At 59.4% G+C, this 13,730-nt stretch carries 7 protein-coding genes; 2 read left to right on the forward strand and 5 right to left on the reverse strand.

Going from position 1 to position 13,730, the window contains the following annotated elements; translation table 11 throughout:
* Positions 1-2: 2 nt before the first annotated feature.
* Entirely contained in the window at positions 3-980 is a 978-nt protein-coding gene (locus tag QRN38_RS10135) for an SMP-30/gluconolactonase/LRE family protein (RefSeq protein WP_010204185.1), read from the forward strand.
* A gap of 21 nt (positions 981-1,001) precedes the next feature.
* Here QRN38_RS10135 and QRN38_RS10140 read toward each other — a convergent pair whose 3' ends face one another.
* Positions 1,002-2,279, reverse strand: coding sequence for a sensor domain-containing diguanylate cyclase (locus QRN38_RS10140; protein WP_057418530.1), 1,278 nt, complete (start codon positions 2,277-2,279; stop codon positions 1,002-1,004).
* Between the two features lie 362 nt (positions 2,280-2,641).
* Here QRN38_RS10140 and QRN38_RS10145 point away from each other — a divergent pair, with 362 nt between their 5' ends.
* Positions 2,642-4,012: a GntT/GntP/DsdX family permease gene (locus QRN38_RS10145; RefSeq protein WP_057418531.1), complete on the forward strand. Its 1,371-nt coding sequence runs from the start codon at positions 2,642-2,644 to the stop codon at positions 4,010-4,012.
* 27 nt (positions 4,013-4,039) lie between these two features.
* On the opposite strand, the gene QRN38_RS10150 is transcribed toward QRN38_RS10145, so the two are convergent.
* From QRN38_RS10150 to QRN38_RS10165, 4 genes are all read right to left on the reverse strand, one after another.
* Positions 4,040-6,232, reverse strand: a complete 2,193-nt coding sequence (locus QRN38_RS10150) for a putative bifunctional diguanylate cyclase/phosphodiesterase (RefSeq protein ID WP_057415380.1) — start codon at positions 6,230-6,232, stop codon at positions 4,040-4,042.
* Positions 6,233-6,601: 369 nt separating this feature from the next.
* A complete protein-coding gene (locus tag QRN38_RS10155; protein ID WP_057418532.1) occupies positions 6,602-12,010 on the reverse strand; it encodes an AAA domain-containing protein in 5,409 nt (1,802 codons plus the stop codon).
* A complete protein-coding gene (locus QRN38_RS10160) occupies positions 12,007-13,209 on the reverse strand; it encodes a M48 family metalloprotease (protein WP_005763971.1) in 1,203 nt (400 codons plus the stop codon). Before QRN38_RS10160 ends, QRN38_RS10155 begins: the two co-directional genes overlap by 4 nt.
* Positions 13,210-13,234: 25 nt before the next feature.
* On the reverse strand, positions 13,235-13,531 hold the full coding sequence (locus QRN38_RS10165; RefSeq protein WP_057418533.1) for a hypothetical protein: 297 nt from the start codon (positions 13,529-13,531) through the stop codon (positions 13,235-13,237).
* Positions 13,532-13,730 lie beyond the last annotated feature (199 nt).

The following is a 13,730-nucleotide window of genomic DNA, read 5'->3' on the forward strand; positions in this document are numbered from 1 at the left end:
CAATGCTTTTATTAGGCAGTGCGCTTCTTGCCAGCGGTGCAGTCATGGCTTCGGACACGGCATCGCCTGTAAAGGTAGTTGCCAACAACCCCCACTTCACCACACTGGTTCAGCCCGATGCGCAGGCACAGGTTGTCACTGCCGATGCGAAGTGGGCAGAAGGGCCGTTATGTCTGCCCGAGGGTGGTTTGATCTGGAGTGATGTAAAGGCCAATAAGGTCATGCGCTGGAAAGAGGGCGAAGGCGTCAGTACCTGGCTGGACCCTGCCCATTATCAAAACGGGCACGCTCGGGATGCCAAGGGGCGTGTGATTGCCGCTTCCCATGGCGAGCGCGCCATTGTGCGTCAAGAGCCGGACGGTCAATGGCGCACAGTGGTCGACAAGTACCAGGGTAAACGCTTGAACAGCCCGAACGACGTTACAGTCGATGATCAAGGGGGCATCTGGTTCAGTGATCCGACCTTTGGCGTGCTGAACAAGGCAGAGAGTTATGGCGGCAAGCCGGAGCAGGGCGGCGAGTACGTGTACCGCTATGATCCAGAGCACGATCAACTGGTGAGACAGAATACCCCGGGACTGCACTCGCCCAACGGCCTGGCGTTTTCCGCGGATCAACGTTTGTTGTACGTCGCAGATTCGCAACAGGCGCATGACTTCAAGAACCCGAAGCTGGCCCACAGGATTATGGTGTATCAGGTCAACGACGGGGCGTTGAGCAATGGACGGGTGTTCGCCGAGATAACCCCCGGTATTCCCGACGGGCTCAAGGTCGATGCTCAAGGTAATGTCTGGAGCAGCAGCAAAGAGGGCGTGCAGGTGTTTTCGGCCAGCGGCGAGTTACTCGGCAAGTTGCTGGTAACGGCCAAGGACACCGGCAATCTTGCGTTCTGTTCCGCAGGCTCGCAGCACTGGGTTTATATCACCGCTGCCAATAAGGTTCTGAGGATGCCTGTTCTTGTTGAGGGCACTGGCCCGTAATAGCGACAGCCGAAAGCTGCATCAATAAGCAGGGTCATCAGCATGAGCAATCTCGACGCGGTTGCGACCCAGGCGTTTGGCTTGATACAGCACCTTGTCCGCGCGCTGAATGAGGCTCGCAGCCGTTTCTCCGGGGCTGAGTTCTGCAACCCCCAGAGAAATGGTTACCGGGCCTGCTTCAGGTATTTCAAGGCTTTCCACGCCTTTGCGAACCCGTTCTGCGAGCTCAGCGGCCTGTTTCAGTGAGCTGTCGGGCACCAGTATCAGAAACTCTTCACCTCCCCAGCGGGCGGCAACGTCAAACGCACGAATCCGGTGTTTGAGAATGGCTGCAACGCTTTTCAATACGCTGTCGCCGGCAGGATGACCGTACCGATCATTCACTGACTTGAAATGGTCGATATCGCAGATGATGAAGCTGAACGGTTTGCCCGCTATCCGCGCCGTATTGATCAGGCGCTCAAGTGTGTGTTCCGCTGCTCTTCGGTTATCCAGCCCGGTCAGCGTGTCGCTGTGGGCAATCTCCAGCAACTTCTGCTCGCGCCCCAGGCGAGTTGTTACATCCTGACTGATGCTGACGTAATGCGTCATTGCACCCTCCACGTTACGCAGCGGGGAAATACTGTGTTCGGCGTAGAAAAGCGAGCCGTCCTTGCGCTTGTTGATAAAGGTGGTGCGAAAGGGCTCGCCGCTCGCGAGCGACTCATTGAACTGCGCATAAAACAGCGCGTCGTGTTTGCCGGAGCGTAGCATTCGCGGGTTTTGCCCAATGATCTCGGGCGCGCTGTAGCCGGTTATGAGCTGAAACGCCTCGTTGGCGAACACGATGGTGGAGTTGCGATCAGTAATGATGATCGGGTCGAACGCGGCGTTCAGCGCCTGCGCCAGCAAGTGTTGTTCACGCTCGGCGCGGATGCGCGGGCTGATGTTTTGCTGCACTGACACAAAGTTGCAGACCTGGCCCGCATTGTCGCGCACTGGTGAGATTTTCCACTCGACGACATACGGGCTGCCGTCGGCACGGTAATTGACCGTCGACCCTTCGAAAAAAAGACGTTCGCTCAGGCATTGCCGCAGACGCTCGATAACCTGCGGGTCGGTGTCCGCACCCTGCAAAATGCGCGGCGAAAGACCGATCAGTTCCTCGGCCGTATAGCCCGTCATGGTGCAGAACGCCGGGTTGACATAAACGATGAGCGGGCCGCCGTTTGCCAGATTGGCATCGGTGATCAACACGGCGTTGAATGACTGCTCGACAACTGCTTCAAGCAAGGCCAGGCGCTGGCTGGATGAGGTCATCTGATTTCCTGTCGAGTGATCCGGTAATTGATCGCGGCGCTTATCAGATACGGTGTGACGCAATGCCGAGCGGATAATTGATGCTGGTTTGACTGTGTGTCACGTACCTGTTGCACCGTTACTATACCCACATCATTGGAGGGGTGCATCGCGCTGGAGCCAGTGATATTCAGGGCTTGGTCGGTTTTTTTTGACTGGCTTATTGCCAGCTTGCAGACCGCGTGCACCCCCCAATATTTAGCTGCGGTGCAGTCACGTATTCCGGTATCTTCTGGAGAATTGAAACTAATTGTTTCTGTTCTCTCCGGGATCACGCTCGTAAAAAGCGCCCAAACCAAAGACTCAACGATAGGAGGCCCGCGTTGGATTTGTCGTCTGCTGCCTGGGTGTTTCACGATACCCGTCTGATCATCTGCTGCCTGATTGCCATCGCCACGATCATCGTATTGATCAGCGCAACCAGACTCCCGCCTTTTCTGTCGATTCTTGTAGGCACCTTCATTGCCGGTATCGGTGCGGGTTTGCCTGCCGAATCCGTTGCAAAAGCGTTCAGCAAAGGCGCTGGCGCCATTCTGGGCGAGGCAGGCATCATTATCGCGCTGGGGGCGATGCTCGGTGCCCTGATGGCCGAGTCGGGGGCCGCGGATCGCATTGCTTCAACCCTGCTCAAACTGGGCAAAGGCCGGATGCTGCCGTGGATAATGGCGCTGGTAGCCATGGTCATCGGCCTGCCGCTGTTCTTTGAAGTGGGTCTGGTGCTGATGGTGCCGATCATCTTCGTCATGGCTCGTCAGTCCGGCCAGCCACTGCTGAAAATCGCGATTCCGGCACTGGCGGGCATGACCACGCTGCATGCCTTGATGCCGCCACACCCCGGGCCGCTGATCGCCGTCAGTGCCTTGCACGCTGATCTGGGCCTGACCATGCTGTTGGGGCTGTGCATTGCCGTGCCAGCCGTGATTCTCGCCGGCCCTGTGTATGGCAACTCGTTGTCCGGGCGCATGCACATCGAAGAGCCTGCCGAGCTGGGCGAGTTGTTCAGTGCCAAGCCTGATACCCGTCGCCAGCCAGGCTTCGGTATCTCGCTGCTGATCATTCTGCTGCCCGTGATTCTCATGCTCGGCAGCACGCTGGCCAAAGTCACGATGGAGCCTGAAAGCACTGTCGCGCTGACCCTGAAATTTCTCGGCGAACCGCTGGTGGCTTTGGGTATCGCGGTGCTGGCTGCAACAGTCTGCCTGGGCTGGGCCAATGGGCTTTCCCGCGACCACGTCGGCGGTACGTTGCGCAAAAGCCTCGCACCGATTGCCGTGCTGTTGTTGACCATCGGTGCCGGTGGCGGCCTCAAGCAAACGTTGCTGGACGCCGGAGTCAGCCAGACCATCAGCAAGGTGGCAGAAGGCGCACAGATGCCGTACCTGCTGCTGGCCTGGCTGATCGCCGTGGCGCTGCGTCAGGCAACCGGTTCCGCCACCGTTGCGACCACCACCACCGCAGGCATCCTCGCACCCATGATGGCAGGGCTCGCACCGGTTCAGGCATCACTGATCGCGCTGGTCATCGGCGCAGGTTCGGTGTTCTTCTGCCATGTAAACGACGCAGGTTTCTGGATGGTCCGCGAATACTTCGGCCTGCAACTGAAACAGACCCTCTGGGTCTGGTCGGTGCTGCAGACGATTGTGTCGGTGGTCGGGCTTATAGGCACGTTGCTGTTGTGGCATTGGCTGGTTTGAGGCCGCGCCACGTGTCAGCAGCTTGCCTCACACAGCGCAGACTGCAACAGACCTCATAACGTCCTCCAGCGCTTCTGACCTCATGGGCCTGTTCAGAAAATACCCCTGGAAGTACGGGCAGCCCATTTTACGCAGGCGGTTGTATTGCTCTGCGGTCTCTACGCCTTCAGCGGTTATTTCCAGATCAAGTGCACGGCCTAGAGACAGGATGCTGCTGACAATCGCCTGGCTGCGGTCGTAGGTCATCATTCGGGACACAAAAGACCGGTCTATCTTTACGGCATCGATCGGGTAGCGGTCGATGTAGCCCAGCGAGCTGTAGCCTGTGCCGAAGTCGTCCAGTGCCACGCGCACTCCCAAGTGGCGGATCTGCCGTAGAACTTCCGCGATGGCGTCCGGCTGGTAGAGGAAAACCGACTCGGTGACCTCGATCTGCAGTTGTGCAGCAGGCAGACCGGTTGTTGCGATTATTCGAGTGACCTGATCAACGAAACCGGGGCGGCTCAGCTCTTTTCCGGACACGTTCACATTGAGTCTCAGGTCCAGATGAGGGAACGCTTTCCTCCATGCCTGAACATCGCCGCAGGCCTTGTGCATGACCCACGCGCCCAGCTCATGAATAAGCCCCAGGTCTTCGGCAATGGGGATGAACGCATCGGGTGAAATAATGCCCATGGACGGGTGATCCCATCTAACCAGGGCCTCGACGCCCACCAGGTGCTCACTGTCGCCGCTGTAAATGGGCTGGTAGAACACCAGAAAATCCTTGTTTTCCAGCGCTTGGCGCAATGCGTTCTGGATGACCAGCGTATCAATCGCCGCCTCGCGCATCGAAGCATTGAAAAGGCTCCAGCGTCCCCGGCCTTGTTTCTTGGCGGAGTACATGGCCACGTCTGCATCACGCAGCAAGTCCTCGGGCTTTGAATGACCTTCGCCTGCCGTGACAATGCCGATGCTGCACGATATGAAAATGTCCTGACCTTCAATCTCGATGGCCGCGTGCAATTGACTGACAATGCGCTCGGCCATCTTTACCGCGGTCTCGGGCTGATCCTTGCCTACCAGCAATATGGCAAACTCATCGCCACCAATTCGCGCCAGTACATCGTTTGCACGGACACAGTTCTGCAATCGGTTTGCGACACGCTTGAGCAGTTGATCGCCGGCCAGATGGCCCATGCTGTCGTTGACGACCTTGAACCCGTCCAGGTCCAGAAAGAGCACCGTTGCACGTTCGTAGTGGTGATCAGGGTTGCTGAAGGCGTCGGCCAGTTCATTCATGAGATAGGCGCGGTTGAACAGGGCCGTCAGTTCATCGTGGAAGGCGATATAAGCCAGCTCCTCGGAGATACGCTCGCGCTCTTGCAGCCTGCTCTGTAGCGCCAGCTTCTCTTCCCATTCCAGACGCGCCCGCTGAGTCAACTGCTGAGACTCTTTGCGTTCGGTTATATCGCGCTGCACCGAAACCCAATGGGTGAACCAGCCTTTCTCGTTGGCCACCGGAACAATGCTCAACTCGACCCAGAACTGACTGCCGTCCTTGCGGGTGTTGATGAGTTCAACTTCGACCGGTCTCCAGTGAGTCAGCGCTTCGCGAATAACATCCAGTGTTTCGCGACTGGTGTCCTCGCACTGGAGTATGCGTGGTGTGCGGCCGATGACTTCTTCTTCGGTAAAACCGGTTATCGCCAGAAAGGCCGGGTTGCAATACACGATACGCGGCCCGGGCAGGTCAATCGGCTCGGCTTCGGTAATAAGAATGGCGTCATTGGCATTGATGACCACCGATTCAAGCAGGCGCAGCCTTTCAATGGAACCCACGGCCGAGCCGACCGTTTCGGGCTCGTCGCCGGGCCGCAGAAAGGTGCGTAAGTGAGCGGCATGGGTTTGCAGCGCGTACCTTTGCGCAACGCTCAATCCGGCTTCAAGGTGGGTACTGCTGAGCACAAGTGCGCCCAGCAATTGGTGCATGGAGCCGCGTATGGCGACGTAGATCAAGGTGCCTGTGTCGGCACTGCCTTGTGGATGTTCATCAGGGCTGTCCAGACCCACGCATACAACATCGCCGTAAGACGAAATTGTCCTCAGCCACGCCTCGTCGGCACAATGGCTAAATGCACCGAAACTTGCACTTTGCTCCCAGCCAGATACACCGGGCACCATCAGCGTGCCTGATGAGCACGACGCGCATTGAACGGCGGCCTTCAATACCTCTGTCATGCCGTCATGATTTGATGACGCGTGATTTGAAAAAGCATGATTTGAAGATGCAAAAACTGAAGGTGTAATCTGACCACGCTCATCGCCCAGATGATTCATCACTGACTTTTCCCGTAATTCGCACTCACCGATGCCTTGAATGCACCTGGCAAACTGCTGGGTGATAACTAAATGCCATCAATTTCTCAATGTTCCGACCCGGCGGTAATTGAAAGGTTGCAAAAGACGAGATCTGTTCTGATAGAGATCACCAGCCTTATAAAAGGCTGGTGCTATCGAGTGCATCACGGGAATGGGCGGTGTGGCAGATACTGAATTTCAGGCGCCCTGTTCCTGATAACCCTTGCGCAGTTTTTCGGCAATCAGCTTCTAAACTTCCCGCGCGGCCTGCTCCGGACTGTCCATTGTTTTGGTCATGGTCTGGCCTTGTGTGCCGATACGGCCGAAGTTGACTGTCACGTCCGATTCGGCCGCGCCGATGCGCCAGAACTTGTTCGAGTTGCCTTCGCCGAACGTGAATTCACGCAGTTGAGTGCTGCCTGCAACCACTGAGTCCTCAATCAGCGGCGAAGAGTCCTGTTGCTCGACGTCGACGTTTTCGTCATTGGCCGGCGGCAGTTCAGGAGTGTCTTCACCTCGTTGCAGAAGGGCTTCAATGCGGTTCAGCACCTCTTCGCTGTCATTGAGCCAGTCGTGGCTGAGCACATCGATGATCTTCCAGCCAAAACTGCGCAGTACGGTAGGCCGGAAGATGTAGCGCTCACGAACGTTGGCAGTGGCTGACGCGTCGCCGTCCAGCAGGATGCCCAGGCTGAAATGCTCGCCGTCCGCCTCGGCAATGGCCAGGTCACAGCGAAATTGCGAGCGCCCGACATATTCCTGCACTTCGTGACCGCGTTTGCGCAAGGCTGCGGCCAGAGCGGTGCGCAGGCTGTCCTTGGGCAAGGTAATGGCGAAGGACTGTTTGGCACCGGGGTTGAGGTTGGCGAGTATCCCTTGCGAGCGTGGCGCGTCACCTGCGGCACTGGCGCGGGCGAACTGCAGGAACGCGCGCAGGGCTGCGGCGCCATCGTTGTGGGTGTTGGTGATGGCATCGGCCTCGATGCTGGAGATAATCGCCATGCGTTTACGCGCGCGGCTGAAGATCACGTTCAGACGCTTTTCCCCGCCGCGCTGGTTGATCGGGCCGAAATTCATCAGCATCTTGCCATTGGGCCCTGGCGCGTAGCAGATGCTCAGGATGATCACGTCGCGCTCGTCGCCCTGAACGTTCTCCAGGTTTTTAACGAACAGGCCATTGAATTGCCCGGCATCCTCACGCACGTATTCACGTTCCAGGCGGGTGGCGAAGTCTGCGTCGCTGGCGGCCAGGTTCTCCAGCGCCTGCTCGATTTCGCCTTGCTGGGCCTCGGAAAACGCCACGATACCCAGGCTCAAACCGGTTTCGCGGCGCAACAGTTCGCGTACCAGGCCGGCGATGTAGCGCGCCTCGGCAACGTTGCCCCGGCTGATGTACACGCCGTCCTCGATTTTCAGGAAGCTGATCGGGCTGTTGAGCAACGTGTCGGCGCCCTGAATGACGGCTTGATCCTCGCTGGAGTCTAGCGGCGTGCTGACTGGCACCGGGTGTTCGATACGACGGTCCGGAATGGTGATCAGCCGTCCCTCATAAAACGCCGCATTGGAAAAGCTGATCAGCGCCTCGTGGCGGCTGCGGTAGTGCCACGCCAGCAATGTGGCCGGAAGATTGCGTGCCGCCTGACTCAACAGGCTGTCGGCATCAAGATTGATGGCAATCTGCTCGCCGTCTTCCATGGCGATCAGTTCGTTGTCTTGTTGGTCGCCGGCGCTGGAGAAGAAATTGGTCGGCGGCAGCTGCATTTCGTCACCGACCACAATCACCTGCTGCGCACGGCTCAGCGCCGGCACCGCTTCTTCGCTGGGGATTTGACTGGCTTCGTCGAAAATCACCACATCGAACAGGTCCGGTGTCAGTGGCAGGGTGTCGGACACTGACAACGGGCTCATCAGCCAGACGGGTTTCAGGTCGTTGATCACCCGGCCGCTGTCACCGCTGGCCAGTTCGCGAATGGAGCGGTAACGCATGGTCTTACCCAATTCGTGCTCCAGTTCCCGACGTCCTTTGGCGTAGGTCTTCTTGAACTCTCTTGCCTGCGGGTCCAGTTGGGCGACCGACAGTGCCGATTGCCTGACATGTTCCAGAAAGCGTTGGTGCAAGGTTGCGCTGAGCACATGGGCGTTGTGCTTGAGCAGGCTGCTTTCGGCCTGGCTGACCTTGTGTGTGGCCATGCTCAGCGTCTTGCCGTCAAAGCGCGCCACTTGCGGGTTGGCGCGATAAAACCGGGTCAGATTTTCCTGGGCTATCAATGCGTCCAGCGGGCGCTGCGCCAGTGCATGTGTCTGGAGGGCACGCAGGCAGGCCGGGTCAGCCTGATGCAGTTCGTTCAGAAGCGGCAGGGTATCGGGCAGCTCGCTGAGTTCCTCGTGCAGGTCGCGCAGGTATTCGGCCACTTCAGCCAGCGTCAGTGACGGCTCGAACACGAACGACCCGGCCACTATTTCGGCCAGCCGCGCCAACGGCTGACGCAGGCTGGCCTCCTGAGCAAGCCCGGACACAGCCTCGGGATCACTGCGCAAACGCTCGACCCACTGACGCATCAGTGGCGAGGTGGCCAGTTGCTGCAGCAGGGCCTGTTGACCCTGCACAAAAGCGTCGATGTTCTGGATGCTGTAACGCTCTTGCAGCCGCTGCTGTTCAGCCTGCAACTGTGCGTTGGCCTGATGTTCACGAGCCAGGTTGTCGAGAATGCTGCGATAGCTGGGCGCCACTGCATGCTGACTGAAATCGTAGCGTCGCTTCAATTCGCCGCGCAGCCGCCACCAGGACGGTTGCAGCCAGCGCATGAACGAGCCTTCCAGCCCCTGCACCAATGCCTGCGCGGCTAGGGTGTCCTGAACGCCAGGTTTGTCGCGCCAGTGGCGAGTGGCCTCGCTGGCGCTGTGTTGCTGCACTGTCAGCGCCTGTAAGGTGGCTTGCTCGGTCTGCAGCGTCCGGGAAGCGGGTGAGCCCGGCTCCAGCAGGTCGAGGTGCGAGGTCAGGTTGGCATTGGTCAGTTGCTCGGCGGCCTCACTGAAAACCTGCGCATCGGTCAGCCGGGTGTCGTTGGCCAACAGACTGGCAGACGACTCCAGCACCGGCTCGATACGCTGCATGAGCCCGCTGGCTTCGTCCACAGCGCTCTTGAGCTGGCCGTAGGCGTGTTCGTGGGTCACCAGGCGTGAGGCCAGATGACTGAAAGGATGGCGGGCGAAGCTGTCCAGGCCGAAGCGTTCGCGCATCGTCAGGTACACACGCTGGGTCAGCTCGCGTTGCTGCTGCCAGTGGTGCCATTCAGGCAGGCGCTCCAGCGCTTCGGGCGGCAGCGCGGCGGCAGCGGCAGGCAGCTCGATCAGATGACGCACCAGTTCGCGAACCGAGCAGGCGAGCGTCTGAGGCACGCTGGCCATGCTGTGTTCGAATCGTTCGATCAGTCCCAGTTGCTCGCTCATGGCCGCCAGCGTGGCAGTGCGTTGCGCCTGCAGGGTCTGCGACTGGGCGTCGGCAGCAATCCAGCGCTCATAGCATTCCCGCAGGTTGCCGACAAAGGCTTTTTTGTCCGTTTGTGAGTCATGAATCAGGCAGCACAGCTCGCCCAGCCCGCTCTGTTGCAGGCGATGAAACACCACGTCCAGCGCCGCGCGTTTTTCACAGACGAACAGCACGCGCAAACCGCGACCGGCGTAGTCGGCAATCAGGTTGGTGATGGTCTGCGACTTGCCGGTGCCGGGCGGGCCTTGAATGATGAAGTTGCGTCCGGTGCGGGCCAGGCTGACGGCGGCATTCTGTGTGGCATCACCGGCCACGACATTCCACTGCTCCGGCAGGGCAATCGGGTCCGGCGCCTGCACTTCGATGTCTCGCGGCTCGATCGAGAACATCCGGTCGAAGGCCTCATTCTGGGCAGGTTCCTCGATCAGTTGCGCGTAGTCGCGCACCAGCGACATTTTCCGGTAGTTGAAATTGGCCAGCGTCACTTGCGTCAGGTCGATGTCCCAGGCGTAGCGGTGCCCTTCATCCGCCGGCATGGAGAACGTGCTGTTCTCGGTGCTGCCGGCAACCATCTGCGGATGCTGCGTGCGCAAGGCGGGTGGCGTGTCCACCGCATTGCGCAAGGGCAATTCGCTGGGCAGGACTTTTTGCCGGAACAATTGCAGGCCCAGCGGGCGATAGTCATCGCGGTCGTAGCTGAAGTCCGGTTTTACCGAGGCCATTGCCGAGCGTTGACCGGCGCGGCGGCGCTGGAAATGGTGCAGGTGCTGGACGGCTTTCTGATGGATCAGCTCGATTTTCGGTTTGCTTTGCAGGCGCAGTTCGACGCCCGGTTCGGTGAGCTTTATCTGCCGGGCAATGTCGGCATGAATCTGTTCCAGCGACGTGCTTTGCAGGTCTACGGTTTCCGGCAGCTGGATGTCGTACAGCTGGCGAAGGAGGTGGCGCAGGACCGGATTGAATTCGGCCTCGGTTTCATCGCACTGCAAGACAAACTGGTCGCGCACGCCTTTTTTGCGGCTCAACGCTACCGGCAGCCACAGCAGCGGCGTCACGATACGCTCGTCCGGCGTGTCCTTGAGGTTGTGCCAGCGCATGAACGCCACGACCAGGCGCAGGTTGCTGAAACCAAACTCGGCGCGATCGCGGCGGGTTTCCTGAATGATCCGCTCCAGAGAGGTCTGCAGCCAGGCCTGATCTTCAAAGCGCAGCCATTGTTGCAGGCCCACCGGCTTCCCGCTCAGTACCTGCTCGGAGAACCCCCCGAACGTGGCTTGCCAGGTGCACAGCGATTCCGGGCGAATGCTTTCAATACGCATGACCAGCGGCACGCTGGCCACGGTCAGGTTGATGTTGGCCTGGGTCGGACGAAAGTGCAGCAGGCGGTTGCGCCTCGACAGGTCGAACAGGCGGTTGCGCAAGTGCTCCAGCACCACGGTACGCCGCGAAGCCGGGCCTTGGGCCTCTGCCAGAACCCGCTCGACGTCCAGGCTGGCAGGCTGCTCACGCCAGGTTTCCAGGCGGCGCGCCAGCGAGCTGACATCGGTGGCACGCTCGTGCCTGTTGAGTTCGGTCATCTCGACGATGAGATTGGCCAGCACCGGGTTGAGCCGGCTGTTGAGCTGGAACAGGTTTCGCCGGTGCCGGGCGAAGGTCTTGAGGTCATCGAGGTCGGCAAAGTCCAGTCCGCAGGCCAGGCACGCCAGCAATTGCCCGAGCTGGAAGATGTCGGTGATTTCATCGTGATGGCCCAGACGATGTTCCCAGCTCTGCAGGCCGAGGAGGAACACCGGATGGTCGATGGGCTGGTGCAGGTCTTCCTGCACTTGCAGATCGGTCACGGCTACACCGTCTTCCGAATCGCGGGTCAGGCGCACTTTGCCGATGATATTCAGCGCCGACTCGGGGTTGGGCTGAACCTGCCTGATCGCTTCCAGCGCCAGACGTGGCAGTGCGCCTTGCGGATCACGCAGTTGCAGGCTGCGCTCCGGCCCCTGGATGACGTCCGCGTAACTCAGTTGAGCTACGCGGCCCGACTCGTGCAACCGCGCGACTTCCCGCAGCAGTGGCAGCATCAAAAACAGCACGTCGTCTATCGGCACGGCCGCGCCGTCGTGGGTGTGCAGCAAGTGTTCGAACGTGACTATTTGATGGGTTGACTGATTCATTGGGTCCATGTCTCAACCTGCGCCTTGAGCGTACGTGTCATGAGGTCGAGCTCTCGCTTGGGAAGTTTGATGTCACGCTTGAGAACCGCCAGAAAATCCCTCTCGCTGCCGGTTTTTTGCGCTGTGCGCGCTGCATGCAGCAACGCATCGTCGCGCAGGTCCGGGTCGATCAGGCACAGATCAAGCATGATGAAGTGCAGGTATTCGTGGACGCTCGCGTCAATGCGTTCAGCTGTCAGCGTGCTCAGGTCCAGAACAGGTTCGTGGTCGCTCCAGTCTGGAAAGAAGCTGCGCACCTGATTGAGAACGGCTTCGGAGTGCAGCGCAGGGGCGCTGATGAACGTGGCGATAAAACGGCGGGTGAGGGCGGTGAGTTCGACCTGACCGGTGATGTCCAGACGGTTGAGCGACAACGGACCACGCAGGCGGCGCTGCAGCCACGCATCGGTTTCTGCAAGCTGTTGCCACCAGCTGTCCAGCGCCTGAGAGCGCAAAAAGGTCTCCGGGTGCGAAACCCCTTGAGACAGTGGCGCATCGTCGCCATCCAGTTCTCGCGCCTGTTGCAGGTAGCTGGCGGCGTTGACGGTGACAATTCCGGTGTGCACCTTGACCAGCGAGGTGATGGCCGGCTCCGGCCCGCTGACCACCAGCGCTGCGCCGCGGTCTGCGTAGATTTCAGTGTGCAGGCTGTATAACCGCGCGGTCTGCACAAGGCTCGCCGGCGCATGAAGGTCGGCCAGCGAGTGATTGAGTATGCGTTCGGCGGTCAGGTAGTCGCCGTCGTGCTCCGACCAGAGCCGGTAGTGGGCCAGTTCATGACCCAGCAACGCGAGCAGTTCCTGCGCGTCAAGGCGTTCGAGAATCGGCCCGTAGAACACCACATGCACTTCACCCGCCAGATAATGCAGACTCGCGTTCATAGTGCCATCGCCAGCCTGATACAGCGTGGCCGGTGCCTGAATGTGCAAACGCCGCAGCGCGGTTTCGCAGGCCTGATAAGCATCGGGGTGAGTCTCCGGGCTCAGCCGGTAGGTGTCGCGCAGCAGTTGCGCGCGCACATCCTGAGCATGCTCCTGCCTGACCCCGAGCGACGAGGCCCAGCTCCACACCGCAGGCTCGCTGGTTTTCAGGTAGTCGACGACCTGCTGATGGTAAGGCAGTGGCGTCAGGCAGGTAATATCCAGCGCAATGCTGTTCATGTTTCGTATCCTTCAGAAGGCTGCCTCACCCGTTGCGCCCGGACAGTTCGAGGTGGCCGTCACAACTCAAAAGCGCCTGTAGTTTGTCCTGACCAACGTCGACCGGAACTATCCACCAGTGGGTACGCGTGTCGTAGCGGGCGCCGCCAGGAATGGTCAAGGCTTTACCGGCTTTGGGTGGGTGCTTGTCAAAATAAGCGTTGATGGAATCAGCAAAAAAATTCGCATCTTTATCAGGGCAGTGAATGTCGTCGCCATCACCACTTTGTGCCAGCCATGCCACCGCGAGGATCAACAGTACCAACAGTACGGCTCTCGTCATTGAAGACTTCCATGCCCAGAGGGTATTTGTAACGGATTGTCGCGTCAGGCAGGCGTAGCCGTAAAGGCGTGAAAATACTCAACTGCCCACCGTTATGCCATGTGCCAGGTGAGAAGACACTCGCATCGTGCGCTACGTTCAGGCGTATGTGGACAGAGCATAGCGGCTCGCGCGCCATAATGGTCATGGCACGGCAATA

Origin of the sequence: Pseudomonas sp. CFBP2511 (assembly GCF_030209255.1) — a bacterium.
Lineage (GTDB): Bacteria > Pseudomonadota > Gammaproteobacteria > Pseudomonadales > Pseudomonadaceae > Aquipseudomonas > Aquipseudomonas avellanae.